This is a genomic window from Demequina zhanjiangensis (assembly GCF_030418315.1).
In the GTDB taxonomy this organism is placed as follows: Bacteria; Actinomycetota; Actinomycetes; order Actinomycetales; family Demequinaceae; genus Demequina; species Demequina zhanjiangensis.
This window is the reverse complement of record NZ_JAUHPV010000004.1, coordinates 136,118-160,773: the sequence shown is the minus strand read 5'-3', so window position 1 is coordinate 160,773 and position 24,656 is coordinate 136,118. Positions and strand designations below refer to the sequence as shown.

Genomic DNA, 24,656 nt, shown 5'->3' with positions numbered 1-24,656 from the left:
CGCGGCCATCGGCACACGAAAGAAGCGGTGGATTCGTGTCGTGGGGCGGAATCCTGTGCACGGCGCCAGCGTTGTCGGCACCATGAGCGAGAACCGACTGAGCAAGGGCGACGCCGCCCCCGATTTCACCGCGACCACCGACCAGGGCACGTTCACCCTCTCGGAGCACCGTGGCGAGCACGTGATCCTGTACTTCTACCCTGCCGCGATGACTCCTGGCTGCACCACGCAGGCCTGCGACTTCCGGGACTCGCTGAGCGCGCTCAACGCCGCCGGCTACACCGTGGTCGGCATCTCGAAGGACTCTCCGGAGAAGCTTGCGGAGTTCCGCGAGAAGGAGGGCCTCACGTTCACGCTCGTGTCCGACGAGGACAAGAGCCTGCAGGAGACTTACGGCGCGTGGGGTGAGAAGAAGAACTACGGCAAGACCGTCGTCGGCTCGATCCGTTCGACCGTGGTCGTGGACCCCGAGGGCCACGTCGAGCTCGCGCAGTACAACGTGAAGGCGACGGGACACGTCGCCAAGCTGCGCCGTGACCTGAAGATCGACTGAGCGACCCCGCTACGCCGCGGCCGCTGCCCTGAGCGTCCCGACCACCGTGGCGTCGGGCTCGGGCCACGGCTCGGACGGCGCCGCAAGCAGGAAGCCCTGCGCGAAGGTGACGCCGTGCTCCGTGAGGTACCGCGCGTCGGCCAGGCGCTCCACGCCTTCGCCCACGAGCACCGCGCCTGCACGCCGTGCGAGGCCCACGATCATGTCCACGAGCGCCTGCTTGCCCGCGTCCTGAGCGACGCCTGTGACGATGCTCCGGTCGAGCTTGAGCGTCGCGGGCGCGAGCTCGGCGATCTGCTCGATCACCGCGTAGCCGGTGCCGGCGTCGTCGATCGCTGTGAGAGCCCCGCGCCTTCGCAGCTCGGCGACGGTCGGCTCGATCTCGGCCCAGCTCCAGCGCGCGTGCTCGGTGAGCTCGACGACGACTCCGGTGAGGTCAGCATGATCGAGCAGGGCTTCGCGCGTCTCAGGCCGCGCGAGCGTGTCGGGCTCCACGTTGAGCCCCAGGTAGGCCCCGTCGGGACGCGTAGGGAGCAGGCCCAGCGCGACACGGAGCACCGACGCCTGGAGCTCGGAGACGAGGCCGCGGTCGCGCGCCTTGGAGAACCAGACGTCGGGCGCCGCGCCCACGGCCTCATCGTGCTGGAAGCGGGCGAGCGCCTCGTACGCGATCACGCGGCCGTCGGACAGGTCGACCACAGGCTGGACGTGGATGCCGACCCCATGGCCTGCGATCGCGTCGTCGAGCAGCGCCGTCCAGCGCGCGTCGAGCCTGGTCGTGCCGAGCATCCGATCTCCCTTCGCGGCGCCCTCGCACCGTCCGCCCTATGAGACTGCGAACCGGGTCGGTGATGACGCGGATTCTCGACGTTTCGCGGAGCACCCGGTGACGGCCGAGGGCTCAAGCCGCCCCGTAGACTGGCGAGGCGCGCGAGTGGCGGAATTGGCAGACGCGCTGGATTTAGGTTCCAGTGTCCTCGGACGTGGGGGTTCAAGTCCCCCCTCGCGCACCATCCGTTCCCGGCACATGGCCGCGGAGACGACGACGCGGGGGCCGACCGTGTGGTCGACCCCCGCGGGAAGTCGGATGCCGGGCGCGTGCCCGACGGTGGGGTCAGTGACCCTCGGCGTCGTGCTCGGCGATCTTCTGGCGGACCTCGTCCATGTCGAGGCCCTCGACCGCGTCGACGAGCTGCTTCAGGGCGGGCCCAGGGAGGGCACCGGCCTGGTTGAAGACCATGATGCCGTCGCGGAACGCCATCAGGGTGGGGATCGCGGTGATCCCGTACTTGATGCTCAGCTCCTGGTGCTCCTCGGTGTCCACCTTGGCGTGCACGATGTCGGGGTGCTCGCCTGAGGACTCCTCGAAGATCGGCGCGAAGCGCTTGCAGGGGCCGCACCAGTCGGCCCAGAAGTCCACGAGGACGATGCCGTCCTTGGAGACGGTCTCCTCGAAGGTGTCGGTGCTCAGATTGACGGTAGCCATGTTTCCTCTCATCGGCGCTATATACCCTAGGGGGTATCGTAACGCATTCAGATCGACTCTTATTTCCCGGTGTTCAGGTTGTCACGCCCGGCGCGCATTTGCGAGGTGCCCGCCCCGGGCATGTAGAAAAGACTCATGACGGACATGGCCGAACTCCCCCCCGAGCCATCGGGCTGGCTCAGCGACAGAGAACTGCAGCACGTCCGAGGAGAGCTTCCCCTCCTGTACGTGAACGCAATCCCGGTCCGAATCAGTCCCACGGGCCAGCTCACGCATGTCGGACTGCTGCTGCGGGCCGACGACGGCATGATCTCCCGCGCCATCGTCGCCGGCCGCGTGATGTACCACGAGACCGTCCGCGACGCCCTCCTGCGCAACCTTGAGAAGGACCTCGGGACCGTCGCCCTGCCGCGGCTTCCGCTCAACCCGACGCCCTTCGCGGTCGCCGAGTACTTCCCCACCCCCGGCGTCACGCCGTTCCACGACACCCGCCAGCACGCCGTCGCGCTCGCCTTCGTCGTCGCCGTGGACGGTGACTGCGAGCCAAGCCAGAACGCGCTCGACATCTCCTGGCTCACGCCAGAGGAGGCCGCCTCCGAGGACATCGCGAACGAGATGGTCGGCGGGCAGGACGTGCTCGTGCGCCAGGCGCTCGCCTACTGCGGCGTGCTTCCGTAAGGGAGGGCCGACGACGCTGAACCTCCGGACACGCGGTGGCCGGGGTCAGCAGCGGGCCTGGCTCAGCGCGGCAGGAGCGCCGCGATGTGCGGGGCGAGCGCGCGGAACGCCGCCCCACGATGCGAGATCGCGTTCTTCACCTCAGGCTCGAGCTCCGCGTTCGTCACCTCCTGGCCGCACGCGATGAAGATCGGGTCGTACCCGAACCCACCCGCGCCCGCGGGCTCGCGCGTCAGCTTCCCGCCCATGATGCCCATCTCAGTGATCTCGCGGCCGTCCGGGTGAACCATCACCGCGGCGCACACGAAGGCCGCCTGACGGTTCGCGTCGGGGATGTCATCCATCTGCGCGAGCAGCAGCTCAAGGTTCTCGCGGTCGGCGCCGTGACGGCCGCTCCACAGCGCGGAGAAGATCCCTGGGGCGCCACCCATCACGTCGACGCTCAATCCTGAGTCGTCGGCGATCGCGGGAAGTCCTGTCGCCTGGGCGAGCGCCCTCGCCTTGATGAGCGCGTTCTGCTCGTAGGAGATGCCGCTCTCGACCGGCGCGGGAGCTCCGGCCTCGGCAGCGCTCAGCAGGTGCCCTCGCTCGAGGCCAGGCACGCGCTCGCGCAGGATGTCGTACACCTCATCGATCTTGTGGGCGTTGTGCGTCGCGAACGCGACGACCGGCGAGAGCCCTGACGAGTCGGCCATGCTCTCAGGCCTCCGTCGCGAGCGCGTCGTGCTGCAGCGCGGTCAGCTCGGCATTGCCGGCGGTGGCGAGCTCGAGCAGCGCATCGAGCTCCGCCTTGCTGAACGGCGCGCCCTCCGCGGTGCCCTGCACCTCGACGAAGCCGCCGTCGCCGGTCATGACGACGTTCATGTCGGTCTCCGCGCGCACGTCCTCCACGTAGGGGAGGTCCAGCATGGGCGTGCCGTCGATGATGCCCACGGAGATCGCCGAGACCGATCCGGTCAGCGGCTTCGCGTCGGCGGCGATCGCACCGTTGGCCTTGCCCCACGCGATCGCGTCGGCGAGGGCCACGTAGGCGCCGGTGATCGCAGCGGTGCGGGTGCCGCCGTCGGCGTCGATCACGTCGCAGTCGAGCACGATCGTGTTCTCGCCGAGGGCCTTCACATCCACGACAGCACGCAGCGAGCGCCCGATCAGGCGCGAGATCTCCATGGTGCGTCCGCCGATCTTGCCGCGCACGCTCTCGCGATCGTTGCGCGTGTTCGTCGCACGAGGAAGCATCGCGTACTCGGCGGTGACCCAGCCCTCGCCCGACCCCTTCTTCCAGCGGGGCACACCCACGGTGAAGGAGGCGGAGCACAGCACGCGGGTCCCGCCGAACGTCACGAGGCAGGAGCCCTCGGCGTTGGACTGGAATCCCCGCTCAAGGGTGACGGGACGGAGCTGGTCTGGGCGACGGCCATCGGCGCGAGAGGTCATGCTTCCCGAGACTACCCGGCCACGGAGACGTCACCTGACGCCCACAGCGCCCTCCGGCGGGAGGCTCCAGGGTCAGAGCGCGACGCGCATCCCCGCGTGCACTGCATCGAGCGGCCCGCTGTACTCGAGCGCGGCCTCGGCCACCGTCTCGTACGGGTCGATCCACGGGGGGACGTGCGTGAGCAGGAGCCGACCCACGCCCGCATCCTGCGCGACCTGCCCTGCCCGCATCCCTGTGAGGTGCATGCCGGGAGGGTTCTCGTCCTTCTCCAGGAACGACGCCTCGCACAGGAACGCGTCGGCGCCGCGCGCCACCTCGTCGAGCCCCGTGCACATGTCCGAGTCCCCCGAGTACGTCAGCGTGGTGGAGCCACCGCGCTCGGAGGGCCCCTCGATCCGCATCGCGTACGCGGGTACCGGGTGCTCGACCGCCGCGCAGGCGATTCTCATGGGTCCGATCGCCACCTCGGCGCCGGGCTGCCAGGGCGTGACCGGCAGGACGGAGGAATGCTCGTCCTCGCCGCGGAACTGTGCGATCCGGGTGGCGAGGCCGAACGGGCCATGGACCGGCATCTCCACGGGGCCGCGCGGGCTGTAGCGAAGGTAGACGTCGAGCGGCGCAAGATCTGCGCAGTGGTCGGGGTGCCCGTGGGAGATGAGGACGGCGTCCACGTCCACGGGGTCCACGTACCGCTGCAGGGCGCCCACCGATCCGGAGCCCAGATCGAGAACGACGCGCCACGTCCTGCCCGCGGCGTCGTCCGCCTCCACGAGATAGCAGGACGCCGGGGAGGCGGGGCCCGGACCGGAGCCGGAGCAGCCGACGATCGTGAGCCTCATCCCAACGCCTCCACCGTGCCGACGACGGGGCCGAGGAACCTCTGCGCGAGCGCCTCGAACCGCTCCGTCTCCCCCGTCGCGAAGAACCGATGCACCGGCACCGCCTGCGTGGACCGCTCGAGACCGGCCTTCACCAGCTCGCGGTAGACGTCGATCGCCGTCTCCGTCGCCGAGTCGACGAGGGTGACATCGGGCCCCATGACGTACCCGATCGCACCCGCGAGCATCGGATAGTGGGTGCAGCCGAGGATCACGGTGTCGACCTTCGCCTCCTTGAGCGGGGCGAGGTACTCCTCCGCCACCGCGATCACCTCGGGCCCGGAGGTCACGCCCGCCTCGACGAGCTCCACGAAGCGCGGGCAGGCCTGGCTCGTCACCTCGATCTGCGGTGCCGCCGCGAGCGCATCCGAGTACGCGCCCGACGTGACGGTCGCCCGGGTGCCGATCACGCCGACGCGTCCCTCCTTGGTGAGGGACGCCGCGCGCCTGGCGGCCGGGATGATGACCTCCACGACGGGCACGCCACGCTCACGCGAGAACCGCTCGCGGGCGTCGCGGAGGACCGCGGCCGACGCAGTGTTGCAGGCGATCACGAGCATCTTGACGCCGTCGGCCACGAGGCCGTCCATGATGTCGAGCGCGTGCTCGCGAACCTCCTGGATGGGCAGCGGGCCGTACGGGCCGAACTTGGTGTCACCCACGTAGTGAAGGGACTCGTGCGGGAGCATGTCCATGATGGCGCGCGCCACGGTGAGCCCCCCGACCCCCGAGTCGAACACCCCGATCGGAGCGTCAGACATCGTCCCCCTGTCCCGCCGCGAGGCATGCCACGAGCGTCTCCTGAAGCCAGCTGAGTGCCTGGTAGAGCATACCGAGCCAGACCCTCTCGTGATCGACCTCGGCCTCCTCGTCGGCATCGAGCGCACGCACTCCCGCGTCGATCTCCTCGTGCAGGCGGTCCACGTCGGCGTCGGAGTCGAGGCCCAGCCGCGTGGCGAGCACGAGCCTCACATCGGTGAGCGCGGCCGCGGTCGGCATCGCGTCCTCGAGCGAGAGGCGCCAGTCGGGTTCCCCCTCGGACAGCTGCCGCCACATGGTGCGCAGCCTGTCGACCTTGAGCGATCGCAGGTCGCCTTCGGTGAGCCGCCTGAACTCGTCGGAGACCTCGGCATCGTCAGGGGCGGCGGTGGGCAGCAGCCGGAGCACTGCAGGATCCCGCGGACGCGTGGGCGTCCCGCCGAGGTCGCTGAGTCCCGCGAACAGCGCCGCCTCGTCGTCACCGGAGCCGTCCTCGGCGTCTCCCTCGAGATCGAAGCGCACATCGCCGAGCAGGAGGCCCACATCCGCGACGATCCGCGCGATCACGGTGCGCTCCTCGTCATCGAGGACCGCGACGAGCACGTCCCCCTCGGCCTCGAAGCCCCTCACTCGCCGCTCCGCTGCAGCGTGGCCCACAGCCCATAGCCGTGCATCGCCTGCACGTCGACCTCCATGCGTTCCCTGCTGCCGGTGCTCACCACGGTGCGGCCGCGTTCGTGAACCTCGCGCATCCGACGCTCGGCATCGGCGCGCGAGAACCCGAAGTAGGTCTGGAACACGTGCGTCACATACGACATCAGGTTCACAGGGTCGTTCCAGACGAGCGTCACCCAGGCGTCGTCCGCACGGGTGGCGACGCTGCCCTCAGGCGAGAGGTCCTCCTGGAATGCCACGACGCAAGCCTACGGCCCGGGGTGCCAGAACGGGGTCAGGCTGTCAGGAGTCGTCGCCGTCGTCGTTCCCGAAGCGGCCGTCGATGATCTCCTTGCAGGCCGGGCACACGGGGAAGCGGTTCGGGTCGCGGCCGGGCACCCACACCTTGCCGCACAGCGCGATCACGGGGTCGCCGGTCATCGCCGACTCGAGGATCTTCTCCTTGCGCACGTAGTGCGAGAAGCGCTCGGCGTCGCCGGGCTCGACGAGCTCCTGCGTGTCGGTGCGCTCGATGGTCGAGGTGCCGCCCTGAGGCTGCTCGACGGGAATGTTCGGCTCGCTCATGGGCACCATGGTAGCCGCGCGCGTCGCCGCGGTCACCGACGATCCAGGCTCACACGACCGCGCTGAGCAGCCGCCCGGACCGCTTGTCGTACAGGTCTCCGCTCAACCTCACACCCAGCACCACGCCCAGCACCCCTAGCGCGAGCCCCGTGATCGCGGCGACCGCCGACCACGCAGGGTGGACGACCACCGCGAGGATGAACGGCAGCATCACGAGCGGCGCGGTGACCGCGGTCGCGAGCGACGAGAGCACCTGGGCGGCGAGGCCCGCGCCGACCGACCCGACCTCGGCCCCGAAAGGGTTCGCCCCGGGCTGCGGCGCGCGGTACGGCATCGCCACCGAGAGCACGGCGGAGATGCCCAACGTGGTGCCGAGCACGCCGAGCGAGGCAAGGCTCAGCCCGAGCGCCAGATCGAGCCGCTCCGCGACCAGCGCAGCGGCGACAGCGCTCACGACCACCACGGGCGTCGCCCACAGCAGCAGAGCCTCGAGGCGGCCTCGCATCACGCGGCGGCCCAGGCGGCCCGAGACCACGTCCACCCACAGCGCCGTCGAGTCGTAGGCGACGTCGTTGTGGCGTCCCCACGACAGGGACATCGCGACGGTCGCGGGCATGAGGAAGGCGGTCCAGCCCGGCAGCCCGAGCGCCGGCAGAAGGATGCCGAACAGCAGCACGGGGCCGACGAGGGCGCCGACTCCCGCCGCGAGATAGCGAGGGTCGCTGGCCCAGTAGCGGAGAGCACGGCTGCGCACCGCCCTCACCTCGGGCGAGGGCATCGCGCGCGCGAACCCGCGGGCGACCGGGCCGAGCAGGGGCACCGAAGCCGCCGCGAGCCGACTCCTCACACGGTCGGCGAGCTCGGCATGGAAAAGGATCCTGTCGTCTCTCCGCGCCGATCCGGAGGTGCGAGTGGGCGGTGTGACGAGCGACCGCGCGACGCTCGCACGCCAGGCCAACGCGAGCATGACGCTCCACCCGGCGGTGATCGCGAGCCGCCACCCCACCGAGAACCAGTCGTCGAAGCGGACGAACTCCGGGGCGGCGAGGCCGGCCGCGATCGGCGTGGTGCCGAGCGCGGTGATGAGCACCGGGACGTCCTCCTCGAGGATGCTCTCCAGCCCACGCGCGAGCAGTGCACGGCCGATCACGATCGCGAGCGCGATGCCCGCCAGGGCGGCGGCGGCCGCGGCGATGCGCGAGCGCCGACCCGTGAGGATGCGGCCCGCCCACGCGACGGCGACCCTGCCGGACAGGATCATCGTGGCGACCGTGAGGAGCGCGCCGACGAGCGCGACTGCGAACGCCGCCGCGTCTCCTCGCCATGAGGTCGCGAGCAGGGCCACCGCCAGGAGCGTGAAGACGGCGGGGACCGTAAGGAAGGCCGAGACCGTGAGCCCCGGCATGAGGCGCCGTGCGGGCATCCCCACGGAGGCGAAGCGCGTCGGATCGAGCGTGTCGTCGAGCCCCGTCACGAGCAGGGGCACCGATACCCATCCGAGCGCGATCACGGCGCCGATCACGGTCATCGCGTCCGCCCTGATGTCGGGCAGCTGGAGCCTGAGGAGATACTCCGCCCAGAAGATGCTCGGCACCATCGAGATCGACCAGATCGCGCCGGCGATCACCACGAGGATGCGCCACTTGTCGCGGCGCAGCGAGTGGAGGGTGGTGCGCCAGCGCAGGCTCAGGATCGTCGCAACCACGCCAGGTCTCTCTGGTCTGCCACGTCGCCGACGAGCTCGACGAAGCGGTCCTCCAGGTCACGGCCGGCTCGTACCTCCTCGAGCGTGCCCTCCGCGAGGATCCGGCCGGAGCCGACGATCGCGACGCGGTCGCACAGCCGCTCCACGAGCGCCATGACGTGCGACGACATGATCACCGTGCCGCCGTCCTCGACGAAGGCGGCGAGGATGCGCCGGATCGCGCCCGCGCTGACGGGGTCGACCGCCTCGAACGGCTCGTCGAGGACGAGCACGCGGGGAGCGTGCACCAGGGCGCACGCGAGCGCGACCTTCTTGGTCATGCCCGCCGAGTAGTCGGTCACGAGCACTCGACCCGCGGACTCGAGGTCGAGCGCCGCCAGGAGATCGTCGCGGCGCCGCCTCACCTCGTCCGCAGGCAGTCCCCGGAGCAGCCCCGAGTAGGAGATCAGCTCCGCGCCCGTGAGACGGTCGAACGTGTGCAGGCCGTCGGGAAGCACACCGAGCAGGGGTTTCGCCGCGTCGGGATCGCGCCAGAGGTCGATGCCGTGGACGTGGACGGTGCCGGCGTCGGGCGTGAGCAGGCCGGTCGCCATCGACAGCGTGGTGGTCTTGCCTGCGCCATTCGGTCCGACCATTCCGTAGAACGAGCCCTGGGGGATGGTCAGGTCCACGCCGTCGACTGCAACGGTGGCTCCGAAGGCCTTGCGCAGGCCGAAGAGCTGGAGTGCGGGGTTCACGCGGTCAGCGTAACCGCGGTCGCGCACCCCCGGACAGGCTCTCGTGGAGTACCCCACTCCCTCGTCAGGCGGTGAGCAGCAGGTAGACCGTGTACGCCACCCAGAGGACGAACAGGCTCGCACCTTCGCGTCGGCTGATACGCCCACGCGAGCGCGGCCACAGGGCGAATACCACGAGGAGGATCGTGAGGCCGAGCGTGAACGGCACGTCGCGGGTGACGACCTCGGGGGCGACGGCGGCGGGAGCGATGAGGCCGGCCACGCCGAGCACTCCGAGCGTGTTGAACAGGTTGGAGCCGATGACGTTGCCGAGCGCCATGTCGTTCTCGCCCTTGCGGACTGCGGCGAGCGCGGATGCGAGCTCGGGCGCGGAGGTGCCGATCGCGACGACGGTGAGGCCGATCACCAGATCGGACCATCCCAGGCGCTCCGCGATGTCGACTGCGCCCCACACGAGCAGGCGTGACGACAGCACGAGCAGCACCAGACCGGCGAGCAGCGAGGTCCAGGCCCGCCACGCGGCCATGGCTGGAGCCCTGCCCACCTCCTTCGCGAGCTCGTCGGCAGCGTTGCGGCGACCCTCGAGGATGGACCACACGATCTGGAGGAGCAGCGTGCCGAACAGGACGGCAGCGTCGAGCCTGGAGAGCTCGCCATCGGCGAGCAGCAGCCACGCGACGATGGTGACGACGATGAGGAACGGCAGCTCACGCTTGAGGACTCCTCGGTGCACGAGGATCGGCATGACGACCGCGGTGATGCCGAGGATGAGGCCGATGTTCGCGACGTTCGAGCCGAAGGCGTTGCCGATCGCGAGCTCAGGGTTGCCTCCCGCGGCAGCGAAGCCGGAGACGACGAGCTCCGGGGCGGAGGTGCCGAAGCCGATGACGAGCATGCCGACGAGCAGGGGGGACATCCCCAGGCGCCGAGCCACGGCGGAGGCGCCGCTGACGAAGTGGTCCGCGCTCCAGGCGAGCGCGGCGAGTCCGACGATCGTCGCGAGGACGGCGATGAGCATGCGCCGAGCCTACCGGCGCGGTCGCACGCGGGGCGGGCGCGCACGCGGTCGCGGGGGGTGAGACGCGGTCAGCTGCGGCAGGCGTCGCCGCTGAAGCCGCCTTCGCTCAGCAGCCGTCCAAGGATGCGCGCCAGGTCGGCACGGTCCTCCTCTGTCAGACCGTCGAGGACGAGCCGTCGGATGCCGGCCGTGTGGACGGGGACGGAGCAGCGCACCTTCTCAAGGCCGGCGTCGGTCAGCCTGGCGTAGACGGAACGCCCATCCGTCGGGCAGGCAGTGCGCGCCAGCAGTCCCCGCTCCTCGAGACGGGTGGCCGCGTGAGAGAGGCGGGATGCCGACGAGTGCGTGGCCCTCGCGAGGCTCGACATGGTGTCGGTGAGGTCGTCGCGGCGGGCCAGCATGGCGAGCATCGAGAACTCGAAGAGGCTGAGGTCCGCCTCACGCCGCATCTCCTCGTCGATCGCGGACGGGAGCAGCATGCTGAGCGCGAGGACGTCCTGCCAGAGGGCGTCCTCTCTCGTGTCGAGCTGCTCGGCTGTCATGGGGAGATCTTAACGGGGTGGCCGATGCCACCCATGGAGCCTCACTCCACGACGTGGACCGTCCGATGACGGTGACCGCGCCCCCATTCCCTCACCTCCGGCGGGTCGCTGCCGAAAGGTACGCCGGAGGGAAATGCAGCCATGACGCCAGACGCGACGATCGAGCCGCTCATCGAGCCGTGCCCGCTCGTACCCACGGACACCCCATGCTCGGAGATCGCCTCCCACATCTTCAGCCGGGGCAGCCGCCATCACATCCTCGTGCAACGGCCCGACGGCGAGGTCGGCGTGGTCGGCCGCGAGGCCTTCCTGGGTCACATCGCCAGAACGCCCGACCGGTCGACGCTGGCCCACCAAGCCGTCGGCGACCTCGCCGTGTGGGACCTCCCGACCGTGAGCGAGCGCACGTCGCTGACAGCTGCGGCGGTGCGCATGATGAGCGCGGACGGCGGCAACGGCTTCCGTGACCTCCCCGTCATCGACGCGGCCGGGGTCGCGTACGGAGTGATCCGTCCCGTGCGCCTCATGCGTGCGCTCGCCGACTCGTCGGCCCGGCATGCCGAGACCGACGGCCTCACCGGCCTCGCCTCTCGCGAGCGCCTCATGTCCGCGCTCGAGGAGGCCCTTCGCGCCCTCCGGACGAGCGACTCGCGCGTGCTCGTGGCGTACTTGACGCTCGACTCGCTCAGGATCATCAACGACTCGCTGGGCCACCACCACGGCGACGCGATGCTCCGCACGGCCGCACGGCAGATCCTCGCGGCAGCCGCCGGCGCGGACGTGGTCGCGCGCCTCGCGGGTGACGAGTTCGCGATCGTCACCCGCATCAACCTGCCGAGCACCGTCGCGGTCGAGGCCGCGGCGATGGCGTTCGGCGAGCGGCTCCGCGCCGTGCTCTCCCAGCCCGACCCGTCGCTCCCGTCGACTGCGCGAGCCCGCGCCAGCATCGGCGTCGTCGCGGCCGAGAACCCGACCGAGGACCCCGACGAGCTCCTGCGCCTCGCCGACGCCGCGATGTACTCGGCCAAGCTCGCGGGAGGCGACCGCGTCCAGTTCGGCCGCCGCACCGCCGAGGGCATCGACAAGATCCTCAACGACGCGCTGTACCTGACCTATCAGCCGATCGTCGACACCATCACGGGCGTGCCCACCGCGGTCGAGGCGCTGCTGCGCATGCACCGCGGCGCGGACGACGAGAGCTTCCCGCTCGACGTGAAGCAGCGTGCCGCCCGCCTGGGAGCCACGCTCGACCTGGACCGCTGGATCCTGGGCCACGCCTGCAGGGCGCTGCGCCACTGGGAGGCCGACGACTTCAAGCCCGCCCGCGGGCTCGTCATGCACGTGAACCTGTCCCCCGAATCACTCGTGGTGCCTGGGCTCGCCGACGGCCTGCTCAGCACGATTCGAGACTCGGGAGTCTCCCCCCAGCGGATCGTCCTGGAGCTCTCCGAGCTGTCACGGCTCGGCGACCTCGCGGCGGCCCGCGCAGAGCTCCGGGCCCTCGACGCCGCGGGCGTGCGTCTCGCGCTCGACGACGTGGGCATCTCGCTCGACACCCTCCGGTTCCTGCAGGAGCCGATCCCCTTCAGCATCATCAAGGTGGACAGGACGATCATCCGGGGCGCCGGCCGCGGCAGCGCGGTCGACGCGGAGGTGCTGTCAGTCATCTCCCGCATCGCCGACGAGCTGGACGTCGCCGTGATCGCCGAGGGCATCGAGACCGATCGTGAGCGAGACGCGGTGCGCCATGCCGGGATCGGGCTCCAGCAGGGATTCCTCCACTACCGACCCATGTCGGAGCCTCTGCTCAAGGCTCGGCTCGTGGCAGCCACCACGCCTCGCCAGCGGATCCGCGCGATCTGACCGCTTCGGCCGCGCCTTCCGCGGCTCGCGAGCGCTTCATCGCGGGGCGCTCGTCACATTTCGTGACATCCAACCTACGGTCGCGTAGCCTGAAGAGGCACCCCACGAGCGTCCCGGCGCTCGGCCTCGGCTGAGAAGTCGACGTTCCCCCCTCGACTTCTGGAGACCGCGTGGCCTCGTCGTACCCGTCCCCGCCCGTCAACCACGTCACCCGCTCCTTCACGGAGCTTGCAGCGACGGTCCGAGAGACCGGCCTGCTGCGGCGCGCACCGCTCTTCTATGCGCTCTACGGCGCGGCCCTCACGCTCGCGCTCGGCGGCATCATCACGGGCTTCATCCTGCTCGGTGACTCGTGGTTCCAGCTGCTCATGGCAGCCGCGCTCGGCCTGGTGCTCACCCAGGTCGCGTTCCTCGGACACGAGGCGTCGCACCGCGCCGTGCTCAGCACCGGCCCTGCGAACGACCGCCTCGGTCGCCTGCTCAGCACCGTCGTCGTCGGCATCAGCCACCAGTGGTGGATGACCAAGCACACGCGGCACCACGCGAACCCGAACAAGCGCGGCGCGGACCCGGACATCGAGCGGGACACGATCTCGTTCGTCGAGGAGGACGCGGCACGCGCCCGAGGCCCCCTGCGGTGGCTGACACGCCGCCAGGGCTGGCTGTTCTTCCCCCTGCTGACGCTCGAGGGGCTCAACCTCCACTACCGCTCGGTCTCGTCGCTGATCACGCACGGCAATCGCAAGCAGCGGTGGATCGAGCTGCCGTCCATCGCGCTGCACTTCGGCCTGTACCTGATCCCCGTGTTCGCGTTCCTGCCGCTCGGCATGGCCTTCGCGTTCGTGGGCGTGCAGATGGCGGTCTTCGGCGTCTACATGGGCGCCTCGTTCGCCCCGAACCACAAGGGCATGGCGCTCGTGCCGGCTGATGCCCGCCTCGACTTCCTCTCCAAGCAGGTGCTGACCAGCCGCAACATCCGTGGCGGATGGGCCATGAACATCCTCATGGGCGGCCTGAACTACCAGATCGAGCACCACCTGTTCCCGAACATGGCTCGCCCGCATCTGGCCCGAGCCCGCGAGATCGTGCGCGAGCACTGCGCGTCGATCGACATGCCGTACACGGAGACGAGCCTCGTCGAGTCGTACGCGATCGTCGTCGCGTACCTCAACCGCGTGGGACTCGCCGCCCGCGATCCGTTCGACTGCCCCGAGCGCGTGGCGATGGGTCGCTGAGCCCGCGCGCCGCACGTTCGACGCGTCGACCCCCTCAGCGCCGCCCAGCGGAGACCACAGACTCACTGCAGACGCGACAAGGCCCCCGCCCTCACCAGGAGGACGGGGGCCTTGCGTATGTCAGCGCGGGTTACGCAACCGAGGCGGGGACCACGAGGCCGTTGTAGGTCTCGAGGATCCAGGCCTGCGTCTCCTCCGAGGTCAGCGCGGCGTAGAAGGCGGCGACGCGCTCGTCGTCGGCGAGGTCGGCGCGGGTCGCGAGGATGTTGAAGTACGGCGACTCCTCACCCTCGGCCACGAGCTGGAGGTCCGAGGACAGGCCGGCGGCCGAGGCGAAGGAGAAGTTCACGATCGCCGCGTCCTGGTCGTCGAGCGCCGCGGGCAGGCTCGCCGCGTCGATCTCGAGGAACTCGAAGCTGCTCGGGTTGCTCGTAATGTCCGAGGCGGTGGAGGCACCCTCGGCGACCTCGATGAGGCCCGCGTCCTGCAGCAGCAGCAGCGCGCGCGACTCGTTCGAGGCGTCGTTCGGCAGCGCGATCGACGCGCCCTCGGGCAGGTCCTCGAGGGCGTCGACCGTCTTCGAGTACAGCGCGAGCGGCGGGAGGTAGACCTCGCCGACGCTGATCAGGTCGTCGCCCGCGTTGTCGTTGTAGAGGTCCAGGAACGGCTTGTGCTGGAACAGGTTGACGTCGGTCGCGCCCTCGGACAGCGCCGGGTTCGGCGTGTTGTAGTCCGAGAACTCGGTGACCTCGATCTCGAGGCCGGCGGCCTCGGCCTGGCCCGAGTCGATGACGTACTGCACGAGCTCGCCCGCGGGGACGGCGGTCGCGCCGACGGTGAGGACCTGGAGGTCGCCGACCGAGTCGCCCGACGCGTCGGTGTCGGAGTCCGCCGAGCCCGAGCACGCGGCGAGGGTCAGAGCCGCGGTCGCGGCGAGGGTGGTGAGGGGAAGGAGGTGCTTACGCATGGGTGTTTCCTGCTTTCTTGATGAAGGTGAAGGGGCCGCGACACGGCGCGGCGGAAGCTTCGGAGGCTGCGGGTCCAGGGACTGACGCGAGGGTCAGTCGGCCTGGGCGGGCGGCACCGCGGCGGCAGAGCGCGCGGAAGGGGTGCCGCCCCGGCGCATTCGCATGGACATCCAGCCGCCGAGGCCCTGGAGACACGCGACGATCGCGACGAGCACGACGATGACGACGACGATGTACTCGGTCGAGTAGCGCTGGTAGCCGTAACGCACGGCGACGTCGCCGAGGCCGCCGCCACCGATGGTGCCGACGATCGCGGAGTAGTTGACGACCGAGACGGCCGTGGTGGTGAAGCCGAGGATCAGCCCGGGCAGCGCCTCGGGCAGCAGCACCTTGGCGACCAGGTGCCAGCGCGTCGCGCCGAGCGACATGCCGGCCTCGAGCAGGCCGTCCGAGACCTCACGCAGCGACATCTCCACGATGCGGGCGAAGAACGGCACGGCGGCGACGGTGAGCGGGACGATCGCGGCGGTGACGCCGAACGCGGTGCCGAGCACCAGACGCGTGAACGGGATCAGCGCGATCATGAGGATCAGGAAGGGGATGGACCGACCCAGGTTCACGACCAGCTGCAGCACGACGTTGACGGTGCGTCCGAATGCGCGCGACCCGAACGGCGCCTCAAGCATGCCGCCCTTGTCGGTGACGACGAGAAGCACGCCGATGATGGTGCCGAGGATCGCGGTCAGCAGGAGCGTGACGCCCACCTGGTACAGGGTCTCCCCCGTCGCCTGCCACACGGTGGCGAACAGGTCGGGCCAGAAGTCGGGATCGGAGCTGTCGATCATCGCGCCTCCCTCACCCTGTTGACGGCGAGGCCCTGGCCCTGGAGGTCCGCGACCGCGGCGTCGACCTGCGATGCCGAGCCGGAGATCTCCAGGCGGGTGCGGCCGGTCTGACGGCCATGGATGGTCTCGATCGCGGCACCGAGCAGGCTCACGTCGAGCTCGTGGGTCCGTGCGAGGCGGGAGATCACGGGCTCCTCGGAGGCGAGCCCCACGAAGGTGATCTCGATGATCGTGGTGCCACGGGGCTCGGGAAGCTCACCCAGCGGGAACAGGTCCGGAGACATGAGCGAGTCCTCGCGCACGACGATGTCGTCCAGACGCCCCTGCTCCACGATGCGGCCGTCGCGCATGAGCGCGGCAGAGTCGCACAGCGTCTTCACCACATCCATCTCGTGCGTGATGAGCAGGATCGTGAGGCCCAGCTCCTTGTTGAGCTCGCGCAGCAGGCCCAGGATCGACGCGGTCGTCTCGGGATCGAGCGCGGAGGTCGCCTCGTCGGACAGCAGGACGCTCGGGTTGCCGGCGAGCGCGCGGGCGATGCCGACGCGCTGCTTCTGGCCTCCGGAGAGCTCGAAGACGCGGGCGCCTGCCCGGTCGCCGAGGCCGACGAGCTCGAGGATCTCGCTGGAGCGCGCGCGTCGGGCGGCGCGATCCACGCCCGCGATCTCGAGCGCGAGCTCGACGTTGCCGCGGACGGTGCGGGACGCGAGCAGGTTGAACTGCTGGAAGATCATGCCGATGCGCTGGCGGGCGCGTCGCAGCTCGGCGCCTTCAAGGCCGGTCAGCTCGAGGCCGTCGACGGTCACGGTGCCGGAGTCGGGCCGTTCGAGCATGTTGACGGTGCGGATCAGCGTGGACTTGCCCGCGCCGGAACGGCCGATGACGCCGTAGATCTCGCCCTGCTCCACGTGGAGGCTGACATCGTCGAGCGCGCGCACGGACCCGGAACGGGCGGCGAAGGTCTTGGAGACCTGCTCGAGCGTGATCATCGGTTCCTCATGGGTGCGCGGGGGGACGTGCGCACACCATCGAGCGCGGGGATGGCACCGAGGGTACCGACCCGCGAGACACCTTGTCCACATCGTGATACCGGCGGGGGCATCGAGTGTGGCCAGACGCACACCTCCGGCCCCGAACGCATCGCGGACATTTCCTCGACACCTGTGTACGAAACAGCGTAGAAATCCAGCAGCACTAGGTTCGGACGCGACGGCCCCGCACCCCGGAGGGACACGAGCCGACGGACTCAGGAGGCGCCCCGCAGTGACCACGCTCGACACCACCCTCACCACCGTCCAAGACGCCTACGCTGCGCGGAGACCACTCTCACGAGCCGCCTTCACGCGTGCCCAGCTCTCACTGCCTGGCGGCGAGACACGTTCCATCACGCACTACTCGCCGTTCCCCGCAGCGATCGCCCGTGGCCACGCGGCCGTGCTGACAGACGCCGACGGCCACGAGTACATCGATCTGGTGAACAACTACACCTCGCTCGTGCACGGCAACGCGCACCCCGCGATCGTGGAGGCGATCAAGTCGACCGCCGACGCCGGCACCGCCTTCGCGGCGGTGCATCCCGCGCAGCTCGATCTGGCAGAGGCGATCATCGGACGGCTCGCCTCGGTGCAGAAGGTGCGGTTCACGAACTCCGGATCGGAGGCGTCGTCCCTCGCGGCCCGCATCGCGCGCCGCGCCACCGGGCGGCGCGTCCTGGTGATGGCCGCCGAGGGCTATCACGGCGGCATCCCACCGTTCGCCGACGCCGACGAGCCCGACGTCGTCCGGATCCCCTACGGCGACGCCGACGCCCTCCGCGCCGCGGTGTCCACCGAGGTCGCCGCTGTCTTCCTCGAGCCGTTCCTCGGAGCCGGTGGAGTCGTGCCCGCACCCGAGGGATACCTCGCTGCGGCGCAGGAGGCCGCCCACGCCGCCGGCGCGCTCCTCGTGCTGGACGAGGTGCAGTCGCTGCGCAACGACCCGCGCGGCGCCCAGGGGACGCTCGGGCTCGCGCCCGACCTCACCCTCATGGCCAAGATCATCGGCGGCGGGCTCGCGATCGGCGCCGTGGGCGGGCGCGCGGACCTCATGGACATCACGGCAGCGACACGCACGGGCCATCTGCACCATTCGGGAACCTTCAACGGCCACGCGGCCGCCGCTGCCGCAGGCGTGGCGTCGCTCAGGCTGCTGGATGCCGATGCGATCCGGTCGCTCAACGCTGCGGCCTCGGCGCTCGCCGACGCCGTCACGCGAGCGTCCTTGGGCACGGCATACGTCACGCGAGCGGGCTCGATCATGAACGTCCACCCTGTGGTCGATGGACTGGTGATCACCGACCCGGGGGCGCACCCGGCGTGGCGCACCGCGCTGCACCTCAGCCTCATGGATCACGGCATCTACACGACGCCTCGAGGCATGATCAACCTGTCCACCGCGGTGACGGACGCGCAGCTCACGCGAGCCGCGGAGGCGTACGGGGAGGCGCTGGCGATCGTCGGCTCCGCCGCCTGACGACGCCGGGAGGACTACTCCTCGACGCCGACCTCCTTGGCGTTGGTGCGCCACTCGAGATCCGGGTCCACGACCGTGGGCTCCTGGCCACGCGTGATCTTGCCCGCCACGTAGGCGTAGGCCACGCCGATCACGATGCCGCCACCGACCAGGTTGCCCAGGCCGACCGCTCCCATGTTGATGACGAAGTCGCCGAGCGTCACGTCGAGGCCGCCCTCGCCCATCAGGCCGAGCGCGAACGTCGTCATGTTGGCGACCACGTGCTCGAAGCCGGAGGCGATGAAGGCGAGCACGCCCCAGAAGATGATGACGGCCTTCGCCACCTCGTTGCGCAGGCGGGCGGCGGCCCAGATGGCGACGCACACGAGGATGTTGCACATCACGCCGCGGAAGAACAGCTCCGCGGGGGTGTGGTCGATCTTTCCCAGCAGGTACTCGGCATAGAAGTCGCCGGCGGCCCCGTGGTTGAGGATTCCCGTCTGCATGATGCCCCAGGCGAACAGGAACGCGCCGAGCATGTTGGAGAAGAACACCCCGAGCAGCAGCGCTCCGGCGCGCGCCCAGGTCACCGTCCTCCGGATGGCGCCGATGGGGAGGATCATCATGGCCGACGTCGCGAGCTCGGAGCCTGCGAAGACGACGATGGTCAGCGCGGCAGCGAACACCGCGCCGGCGACGAGCTTGCCGGCAGGGTCGCCCGCCTCGATGAACGGTCCCGCGGCGGACCACATGAGGACGTCGCCGACGCCGATCCACATGCCGGCGAGCATGCCGGACACGACGAGCCGGGTGGGCGTCCGCGCGAGGTCGGACTTGTGGGCAGCGGCGTGGGCGTGGACCTCGACGGTCTCCTCAAGCGAAAGCACAGAGCGACACTAAGCGACTACTTCACGAGTCATGAGGTACCGAGGTCCCGGAATGCGGGACGCGATGTCCAGCAATGACGTGGGTCGCGCTAGAGCCAGCCCCGCCGCACGGCGACGACTCCCAGCTGGAGCCTGGTCTCGACGTCGGCACGGTCCATGAGATCCCTCACGCGCCTCTGGACGGTGCGCATGGAGACGCCGGCCCTCGTCGCGATCGCGCGATCCGTGAGCCCGAGGTCCAGCATGGCGAGCACCTCCCGCTCCTCGGGTGCGAGCTCGGACGCCGTGACGCTGCCTGTCGGGTCGGCCGTGAGCCGGGAGGCGGTCAGCCACCTGCTCTCGAAGAGGTCGATCGCGAGGTTCACGAGCCCGCCCGCGTGGAGCAGCAGCGCGCCGGTGGACTGATCCTGGCCTGCGGCAGCGAGAGGCACCATCGCCACGGCACGATCCACGATGAGCAGGCGCGTGGGAAGCTCCGTCGTGACGCGCACGTCGAGACCTTCGGAGATGGCGGACCGCACGGCCTCGATGAGCCCGGGAGCCTCGAGGCGGGAACGTTCCAGCAGATACCGATAGCGGACGCCACGCTCGATCGCGAGCGCCTCCTCGACGTTGTCGTCACGCTCGACGGCGACGGCGTCGCCCTTGATGAACAGGAGCACCTCGCGCTGCGCGCTCCGCTGAAGCTGGTTGAAGCGATGCCGGACCGCCTCAGGCCCTCGGACGAGGTCGACGAACTGCGCTTCCGACGAGCCTGCATCGCGGTACTCCTGCTCCAGGAGGAGCATCTCGGCCTCGGCCCGTCTCAGCTGGTCCTCATGCTTGAGGATCAGAGCGCCAAGCGCGACGTCGGGGGGTGCGGCGATGACGCGCTCCTCTCCCGCCGCGTCGCGCGCGACGAGGCCACGCTCCGCGAGCGCGTCGAGAGCCTGGCCGACGACCGACGACCGCATCCCGAGCTCGCTGCAGAGCGCGTCGGGAGCGAGCGCTCGCCGCCGCACCAGGTGCTCGTACACACGATGCTCGACGTGGCCCAGGCCGAGCACTTCAAGACTCATCACGCCTCCACCCTGGTCGTCTCACGCTGCCGTCCACGACGTTTCGACAGGCGAGAAGTAGTCATGTCGTATACCCGCCACCCTACAGAGGCCCATCCGATGTCACTGTTATGCCACCCGTTCCAAGAACCGACAATGCGGAGAAGAAGGCACACATGCTCAATCCCCTGACACCCCGGAGGGGCACCGCGCGCCTCGCGGCGGGCACGGTGGCGACAGCCCTCGGCTGCACGCTGCTGCTGCCCGCGGCGGCGACCGCCGCGCCTGCCCCGGACGCCTACGACGTGCTCGACTCGACCACCGCCGCACAGCGGCAGGCGCTCGCCTCCACGCTCGCCCTCACGGCACCGGACGAGGTGCTGGTCGCCGACGGCGTGGACCTGAGCTCCGCCGATCGGCTCGACGTCATCGTCATGCTGCGTCAGCCCGTCGCCTCGACCGCGATCGCGATGGCCGCGGCGAACGGCGACTCGCTGTCCAAGGCCGACGCGAAGGCGGCCGCGAAGGCGGCCCAGGACCGCTTCGTCACCTTCGCCAAGGGCAAGGGCCTCGGCAAGCGGATCACCTCGACCTACGACGAGGCGCTCAACGCTGTGGCGCTGAGCGCGACCGGCGACGAGATCAGCGTCCTGCTCGATTCGCACGACGTGGCCGGAGTCTGGCCGAACGAGACCATCACGCTCGACCTGCCGACCGAGGAAGAGGCTGGCGGCCTGACCGGTGGCGGCGTCACGTACGACGAGGTGGCCGCGCTGCACGCGGAGGGCATCACCGGAGATGGCATCAAGGTCGGCGTGCTCGACACGGGAATCGACTACCTCCACCCCGCGCTCGCAGACGTCTACGCGGGCGGCTGGGACGCCGTCGACGGCGACGACGACCCGATGGAGACCACCTACGCCGACTGGAAGGCGTCCGGCAAGGTCGAGAAGGTGCAGGGCTCGCCGTACTACACGAGCCACGGCACCCATGTCGCAGGCATCATCGCGGGCCAGGACGACGAGTTCGGCGGCCGCGCCGCGTGGGGCGTCGCGCCCGAGGCTGAGATCTACGGCTACCGCGTGCTCGGCCCGTACGGCTCCGGCAGCACCGAGGACATCCTCGAAGGCATGGAGCATGCGCTCCAGGACGGCATGGACGTGATCAACATGTCCCTGGGCGGCTCGTACAACGACCACCAGTCCGTGCTCAGCGTCGCCGCCGACAACCTCACCCTCGCGGGAGTGACCACCGTGATCGCCGCGGGCAACGACGGGGACGGCGCGCAGACGCTCGGCTCCCCCGGCACCTCCGCGCTCGCCATCACGGTGGGCGCGAACGACAGCCCGCTCACCCTCGCCGCGACCGACGCGACCGTCGACGGTGTCTCCGGCGACGTCCGGCTTCTCGCACAGACCAGGGACGACGCGGACCTCGCAGCCCTTGAGCTCGCGTCCTATCCGATCATCGACGTGGGCGACGGCACGTGGAGGGGCTACAGCGGCAAGAACCCGACCGGCGCTGTGGTGCTGATCGAGCGCGGCGCGACCACCTTCAACGACATGGTCACCTACGCGAAGCGCCGCGGCGCGGTGGCGGCGATCGTGGTGAACAACCGCCCCGACGGCCACATCGCCTACTACCTGGGTGAGGACGCGACGTTCGTGCCGACGTTCAGCATGAGCGCTGCCGACGGCGCGGCGCTGCGAGCGCAGCTTGCCGCAGGCGCCGCTGAGGTCTCCTTCGGCGAGCTCGGAAGCGAGACGACCGAGGGCGACACCCTTGCGAGCTTCAGCTCCCGCGGTCCGGTGAACGGCACCACCGACATCAAGCCCGAGATCACCGCACCCGGAGTCTCGGTCATGTCGAGCGTGCCCACGTGGCACATCGAGCCCGGGGTCGAGCTCGACTACGCGGAGTCGTACGCCCGCATGTCCGGCACCTCGATGGCCACGCCGTTCGTGGCGGGCCTCGCGGCGCTGATGCTTGAGGACGACCCGACGGCCGCGCCCGCGGATGTCAAGACCCGACTCATGAACACGGCCGACGGCCTGCGGGACGACTCGGGCGTGTTCGAGTCGGGCGCCGGCCAGGTGGATCCGCGCCAGGCCGTGCACGGCACCGCCGACGCGCAGGTGATCGCGGACCTGTGGCGTGAGGACGCGCAGGGCAACGCTCACACGACGGACGACGTCTCTGGCGCCCTGGTGTTCGGCATGCTTCCGCAGTCCGAGCCGACCAAGACGAAGGCGACGATCGAGCTCACGAACCGCGGCTCGTCCTCGGTGACCTACACGCTTGCCGTCGACACCGAGAACGGCGCGGGCACCGTCGACATCGCCGGATCCGGCGTGTCGATCTCGACGCCCTCGAAGGTGACGGTCCCGGCCGGCGCCACCCGCCCGGTGCAGGTGACCCTTGAGGTCCCCGCAGGGGCCGAGGAGGGCACCTACGGCGGCTTCGTCACCGTCGGCCAGAAGGGTGAGGAGGACCTGCGCCTCCCGTTCGGTTTCGACATCGACACCCCTGAGATCGTGGGCTTCCAGATGCTGAAGCCCGTGATGTCCACCTCCACCGAGGACGTCTGGGACCCGGCGCTGAAGCTCGCCTTCGGTGTCGCCACGCCCACCCGGGTCGTGGACCTGTTCCTGGTGGACTCCGCCACGGGCGAGGACGTCGGCTACCTCGGAGCGCTCGACGCGACGCTCATGCGCGATGGCCTGCTCTACGGTCCGTTCGCCTGGTACGGCGGCTACCTTCCGCTGACCGGGGACAAGGACTTCCCGATCAGCCACAAGGAGGTGACGGTCGAGCCCGGCCTGCATTCGCTGCGCGTGATCGGCACCGACGACGCCGGCCACCGCTTCGAGAGCACGGCCGACTTCTACGTGGACAACACCGCCCCCGAGTTCACCACGAACCTCGAGGACGACGGGATCTACGAGTTCGCCAACGGCCAGTCCTCGTTCGCGCTGAACGGCTCGCTGGTGGACGGTGAGGTCGAGGCGATCCGGGCCGCCGGCATCGACGTCGACCAGTCGGACAACACGGTCCAGTTCTTCTCCACCATGACTCTGCCGACAGGTTCGACCCACGCCGACGAGACCGGCGCCTTCGCTGCGGACGTGCCTCTGTACTGGAGCCCGGTGCAGTCGCACCGCTTCCTCGGCATGGACGCGGCAGGGAACATCGGCGGGCTGGTGCAGTCGATGTGGTTCAAGGAGACCCAGGCGTACGTCGTCGGCCGCGCGAGCGCGACCGAGGCACGCGAGGGCGACACCGTGACCATGTCGTTCACCACGAACGGCGCGGACCGGTTCGGCTCCATGACGCTCACGGCGTACTACAACCCGCGCGACACCACGCCCCTCGCGGCGGTCGCGCAGGAGGCGTTCGCCGAGTACGGCCGCATCGATGGCGAGATGACCACGAGGCAGACCTCGGCCAACGCGTGGCTGCTGTCGGTGCCCGTCGTCTTCGACGGCGAGAAGGAGTACACAGGCGACGACCTGCCGCTCATCGACATCGAGTTCGCGGTTCCGGACACCGCGGCCGCCGAGACGACCGGCTTCCTGTCGGTCAGCACGTACGTGAAGAACCTCGACGGCCGTGGCGTCTCGATGCAGCGCGCCTACGACCAGGTCCAGCTGATGGCGACCCGCGGCATCGCGGCGGGCGGCTTCTACGCTCAGGGCCTGCTCACGGAGGCCGGGGCACCGGACGCTGAGCTCGACCACTCGGCGGTCGGCGCCTCGGCGACGCTCACCAGCGTGGACGGCCAGACCGTCGCCATGGAGATCGGCTCCGACGGCTCACTGACCGCTCGGGTGCCGCTCACGGCGGAGGACTGGAATGCGGAGATCAGCCTGCCCGGTCACCTGACCGCGCACCTGGCGCTGCCGCTGTCCACCGAGACGGCCGACGGGGGCCTCGCCGGCACCACGGTGTCGTTCGGCGCCTCGCTCGCGGCGGGCGACGTGAACGGCGACGACGTGGTCGACATCCTGGATGCGATCGCGATCCGCGATGCAGCGAGCACGAGCGATCGTGCCGCCGACATCAACTACGACGGTGTGGTGGACTCCGCCGACCTCGCGTTCGTCGAGCTCAACTGGCTCGTGCGCAACCCGACGGCCGACACGGTGCCCACTCCGAAGGACAAGCACCGCGGCGTGACCCTGGACGAGGTGCTGGCGACCTTCGCCGGCTGACGCCTCACCTGACGAAGGGGGTCGGAGCGCACGCCCCGGCCCCCTTCGGGCTGTCCGACGACGCTTCGCCGTGCGAAGGTGTGGCTCTAC

At 70.1% G+C, this 24,656-nt stretch carries 24 protein-coding genes and 1 tRNA gene; 7 read left to right on the top strand and 18 right to left on the bottom strand.

Going from position 1 to position 24,656, the window contains the following annotated elements:
• Positions 1-82 precede the first annotated feature (82 nt).
• Positions 83-553 carry a thioredoxin-dependent thiol peroxidase gene (gene bcp / locus QQX04_RS08010; RefSeq protein WP_301127976.1) on the top strand — a complete coding sequence of 157 codons (471 nt, stop codon included), beginning with the start codon at positions 83-85 and terminating at the stop codon, positions 551-553.
• A 9-nt stretch (positions 554-562) separates the two neighbouring features.
• Here the strand turns inward: bcp and QQX04_RS08005 are convergent, their stop codons facing one another.
• Positions 563-1,342 carry an EAL domain-containing protein gene (locus QQX04_RS08005; RefSeq protein WP_301127971.1) on the bottom strand — a complete coding sequence of 260 codons (780 nt, stop codon included), beginning with the start codon at positions 1,340-1,342 and terminating at the stop codon, positions 563-565.
• 139 nt (positions 1,343-1,481) lie between these two features.
• On the opposite strand from QQX04_RS08005, the gene QQX04_RS08000 reads away from it, so the two are divergent.
• A tRNA-Leu gene (locus QQX04_RS08000) sits at positions 1,482-1,566 on the top strand.
• Between the two features lie 101 nt (positions 1,567-1,667).
• On the opposite strand, the gene trxA is transcribed toward QQX04_RS08000, so the two are convergent.
• Positions 1,668-2,039 carry a thioredoxin gene (trxA, locus tag QQX04_RS07995; RefSeq protein ID WP_301127969.1) on the bottom strand — a complete coding sequence of 124 codons (372 nt, stop codon included), beginning with the start codon at positions 2,037-2,039 and terminating at the stop codon, positions 1,668-1,670.
• 135 nt (positions 2,040-2,174) lie between these two features.
• On the opposite strand from trxA, the gene QQX04_RS07990 reads away from it, so the two are divergent.
• Positions 2,175-2,717 carry a DUF4916 domain-containing protein gene (locus tag QQX04_RS07990; RefSeq protein ID WP_301127964.1) on the top strand — a complete coding sequence of 181 codons (543 nt, stop codon included), beginning with the start codon at positions 2,175-2,177 and terminating at the stop codon, positions 2,715-2,717.
• Between the two features lie 62 nt (positions 2,718-2,779).
• Here the strand turns inward: QQX04_RS07990 and rdgB are convergent, their stop codons facing one another.
• The 11 genes from rdgB to QQX04_RS07935 form a co-directional block, all read right to left on the bottom strand.
• Positions 2,780-3,412 carry an RdgB/HAM1 family non-canonical purine NTP pyrophosphatase gene (gene rdgB / locus QQX04_RS07985; RefSeq protein WP_301127961.1) on the bottom strand — a complete coding sequence of 211 codons (633 nt, stop codon included), beginning with the start codon at positions 3,410-3,412 and terminating at the stop codon, positions 2,780-2,782.
• A 4-nt stretch (positions 3,413-3,416) separates the two neighbouring features.
• The gene (gene rph / locus QQX04_RS07980) at positions 3,417-4,151 is read right to left on the bottom strand and encodes a ribonuclease PH (protein WP_301127959.1); all 735 of its coding nucleotides are present in this window, start codon (positions 4,149-4,151) and stop codon (positions 3,417-3,419) included.
• 72 nt (positions 4,152-4,223) lie between these two features.
• Entirely contained in the window at positions 4,224-4,991 is a 768-nt protein-coding gene (locus QQX04_RS07975) for an MBL fold metallo-hydrolase (RefSeq protein ID WP_301127958.1), read from the bottom strand.
• Positions 4,988-5,791, bottom strand: a complete 804-nt coding sequence (murI, locus tag QQX04_RS07970) for a glutamate racemase (RefSeq protein WP_301127956.1) — start codon at positions 5,789-5,791, stop codon at positions 4,988-4,990. The genes QQX04_RS07975 and murI overlap by 4 nt, the downstream gene beginning before the upstream one ends.
• Positions 5,784-6,419 carry a DUF2017 family protein gene (locus tag QQX04_RS07965; protein WP_301127954.1) on the bottom strand — a complete coding sequence of 212 codons (636 nt, stop codon included), beginning with the start codon at positions 6,417-6,419 and terminating at the stop codon, positions 5,784-5,786. The genes murI and QQX04_RS07965 overlap by 8 nt, the downstream gene beginning before the upstream one ends.
• The gene (gene clpS / locus QQX04_RS07960) at positions 6,416-6,703 is read right to left on the bottom strand and encodes an ATP-dependent Clp protease adapter ClpS (RefSeq protein ID WP_301127952.1); all 288 of its coding nucleotides are present in this window, start codon (positions 6,701-6,703) and stop codon (positions 6,416-6,418) included. The genes QQX04_RS07965 and clpS overlap by 4 nt, the downstream gene beginning before the upstream one ends.
• A 43-nt stretch (positions 6,704-6,746) precedes the next feature.
• A complete protein-coding gene (locus tag QQX04_RS07955; RefSeq protein WP_301128224.1) occupies positions 6,747-7,037 on the bottom strand; it encodes a DUF3039 domain-containing protein in 291 nt (96 codons plus the stop codon).
• A gap of 40 nt (positions 7,038-7,077) precedes the next feature.
• Complete coding sequence (locus tag QQX04_RS07950) at positions 7,078-8,733, bottom strand: hypothetical protein (RefSeq protein ID WP_301127950.1); 1,656 nt, start codon at positions 8,731-8,733, stop codon at positions 7,078-7,080.
• A complete protein-coding gene (locus tag QQX04_RS07945; protein WP_301127948.1) occupies positions 8,715-9,470 on the bottom strand; it encodes an ABC transporter ATP-binding protein in 756 nt (251 codons plus the stop codon). Before QQX04_RS07945 ends, QQX04_RS07950 begins: the two co-directional genes overlap by 19 nt.
• Positions 9,471-9,534: 64 nt before the next feature.
• On the bottom strand, positions 9,535-10,488 hold the full coding sequence (locus QQX04_RS07940) for a calcium/sodium antiporter (RefSeq protein WP_301127946.1): 954 nt from the start codon (positions 10,486-10,488) through the stop codon (positions 9,535-9,537).
• Positions 10,489-10,556: 68 nt separating this feature from the next.
• On the bottom strand, positions 10,557-11,030 hold the full coding sequence (locus QQX04_RS07935) for a MarR family winged helix-turn-helix transcriptional regulator (protein WP_301127944.1): 474 nt from the start codon (positions 11,028-11,030) through the stop codon (positions 10,557-10,559).
• Positions 11,031-11,171: 141 nt separating this feature from the next.
• On the opposite strand from QQX04_RS07935, the gene QQX04_RS07930 reads away from it, so the two are divergent.
• Together QQX04_RS07930 and QQX04_RS07925 are read left to right on the top strand one after the other, a co-directional pair.
• Positions 11,172-12,893, top strand: coding sequence for an EAL domain-containing protein (locus QQX04_RS07930; RefSeq protein WP_301127942.1), 1,722 nt, complete (start codon positions 11,172-11,174; stop codon positions 12,891-12,893).
• A gap of 170 nt (positions 12,894-13,063) precedes the next feature.
• Positions 13,064-14,128, top strand: coding sequence for a fatty acid desaturase family protein (locus QQX04_RS07925; protein WP_301127940.1), 1,065 nt, complete (start codon positions 13,064-13,066; stop codon positions 14,126-14,128).
• Between the two features lie 130 nt (positions 14,129-14,258).
• Here QQX04_RS07925 and QQX04_RS07920 read toward each other — a convergent pair whose 3' ends face one another.
• From QQX04_RS07920 to QQX04_RS07910, 3 genes are all read right to left on the bottom strand, one after another.
• The gene (locus QQX04_RS07920) at positions 14,259-15,095 is read right to left on the bottom strand and encodes a MetQ/NlpA family ABC transporter substrate-binding protein (RefSeq protein ID WP_301127938.1); all 837 of its coding nucleotides are present in this window, start codon (positions 15,093-15,095) and stop codon (positions 14,259-14,261) included.
• 93 nt (positions 15,096-15,188) lie between these two features.
• Positions 15,189-15,941 carry a methionine ABC transporter permease gene (locus tag QQX04_RS07915; protein ID WP_301127937.1) on the bottom strand — a complete coding sequence of 251 codons (753 nt, stop codon included), beginning with the start codon at positions 15,939-15,941 and terminating at the stop codon, positions 15,189-15,191.
• Complete coding sequence (locus QQX04_RS07910; RefSeq protein ID WP_301127936.1) at positions 15,938-16,930, bottom strand: methionine ABC transporter ATP-binding protein; 993 nt, start codon at positions 16,928-16,930, stop codon at positions 15,938-15,940. Before QQX04_RS07910 ends, QQX04_RS07915 begins: the two co-directional genes overlap by 4 nt.
• Positions 16,931-17,204: 274 nt before the next feature.
• Between QQX04_RS07910 and QQX04_RS07905 the strand changes: the two genes are divergently transcribed.
• Positions 17,205-18,452: an aminotransferase class III-fold pyridoxal phosphate-dependent enzyme gene (locus QQX04_RS07905; RefSeq protein WP_301127934.1), complete on the top strand. Its 1,248-nt coding sequence runs from the start codon at positions 17,205-17,207 to the stop codon at positions 18,450-18,452.
• A gap of 14 nt (positions 18,453-18,466) precedes the next feature.
• Here QQX04_RS07905 and QQX04_RS07900 read toward each other — a convergent pair whose 3' ends face one another.
• Positions 18,467-19,318 carry a formate/nitrite transporter family protein gene (locus QQX04_RS07900; protein WP_301127932.1) on the bottom strand — a complete coding sequence of 284 codons (852 nt, stop codon included), beginning with the start codon at positions 19,316-19,318 and terminating at the stop codon, positions 18,467-18,469.
• Positions 19,319-19,407: 89 nt separating this feature from the next.
• Positions 19,408-20,376, bottom strand: a complete 969-nt coding sequence (locus QQX04_RS07895; RefSeq protein WP_301127930.1) for a helix-turn-helix transcriptional regulator — start codon at positions 20,374-20,376, stop codon at positions 19,408-19,410.
• A gap of 155 nt (positions 20,377-20,531) precedes the next feature.
• Between QQX04_RS07895 and QQX04_RS07890 the strand changes: the two genes are divergently transcribed.
• A complete protein-coding gene (locus QQX04_RS07890) occupies positions 20,532-24,566 on the top strand; it encodes a S8 family serine peptidase (RefSeq protein WP_301127929.1) in 4,035 nt (1,344 codons plus the stop codon).
• Positions 24,567-24,656 lie beyond the last annotated feature (90 nt).

What these genes read in the sequence shown, in the direction of transcription:
- rph (WP_301127959.1), bottom strand. Translation starts at nt 4,151, where the DNA reads ATGACCTCTCGCGCCGATGGCCGTCGCCCAGACCAGCTCCGTCCCGTC.
- QQX04_RS07915 (WP_301127937.1), bottom strand. Translation starts at nt 15,941, where the DNA reads ATGATCGACAGCTCCGATCCCGACTTCTGGCCCGACCTGTTCGCCACC.
- QQX04_RS07975 (WP_301127958.1), bottom strand. Translation starts at nt 4,991, where the DNA reads ATGAGGCTCACGATCGTCGGCTGCTCCGGCTCCGGTCCGGGCCCCGCC.
- QQX04_RS07895 (WP_301127930.1), bottom strand. Translation starts at nt 20,376, where the DNA reads ATGAGTCTTGAAGTGCTCGGCCTGGGCCACGTCGAGCATCGTGTGTAC.
- QQX04_RS07890 (WP_301127929.1), top strand. Translation starts at nt 20,532, where the DNA reads ATGCTCAATCCCCTGACACCCCGGAGGGGCACCGCGCGCCTCGCGGCG.
- QQX04_RS07920 (WP_301127938.1), bottom strand. Translation starts at nt 15,095, where the DNA reads ATGCGTAAGCACCTCCTTCCCCTCACCACCCTCGCCGCGACCGCGGCT.
- trxA (WP_301127969.1), bottom strand. Translation starts at nt 2,039, where the DNA reads ATGGCTACCGTCAATCTGAGCACCGACACCTTCGAGGAGACCGTCTCC.
- QQX04_RS07930 (WP_301127942.1), top strand. Translation starts at nt 11,172, where the DNA reads ATGACGCCAGACGCGACGATCGAGCCGCTCATCGAGCCGTGCCCGCTC.
- QQX04_RS07990 (WP_301127964.1), top strand. Translation starts at nt 2,175, where the DNA reads ATGACGGACATGGCCGAACTCCCCCCCGAGCCATCGGGCTGGCTCAGC.
- QQX04_RS07910 (WP_301127936.1), bottom strand. Translation starts at nt 16,930, where the DNA reads ATGATCACGCTCGAGCAGGTCTCCAAGACCTTCGCCGCCCGTTCCGGG.
- murI (WP_301127956.1), bottom strand. Translation starts at nt 5,791, where the DNA reads ATGTCTGACGCTCCGATCGGGGTGTTCGACTCGGGGGTCGGGGGGCTC.
- QQX04_RS07955 (WP_301128224.1), bottom strand. Translation starts at nt 7,037, where the DNA reads ATGGTGCCCATGAGCGAGCCGAACATTCCCGTCGAGCAGCCTCAGGGC.
- rdgB (WP_301127961.1), bottom strand. Translation starts at nt 3,412, where the DNA reads ATGGCCGACTCGTCAGGGCTCTCGCCGGTCGTCGCGTTCGCGACGCAC.
- QQX04_RS07935 (WP_301127944.1), bottom strand. Translation starts at nt 11,030, where the DNA reads ATGACAGCCGAGCAGCTCGACACGAGAGAGGACGCCCTCTGGCAGGAC.
- bcp (WP_301127976.1), top strand. Translation starts at nt 83, where the DNA reads ATGAGCGAGAACCGACTGAGCAAGGGCGACGCCGCCCCCGATTTCACC.
- QQX04_RS07940 (WP_301127946.1), bottom strand. Translation starts at nt 10,488, where the DNA reads ATGCTCATCGCCGTCCTCGCGACGATCGTCGGACTCGCCGCGCTCGCC.
- QQX04_RS08005 (WP_301127971.1), bottom strand. Translation starts at nt 1,342, where the DNA reads ATGCTCGGCACGACCAGGCTCGACGCGCGCTGGACGGCGCTGCTCGAC.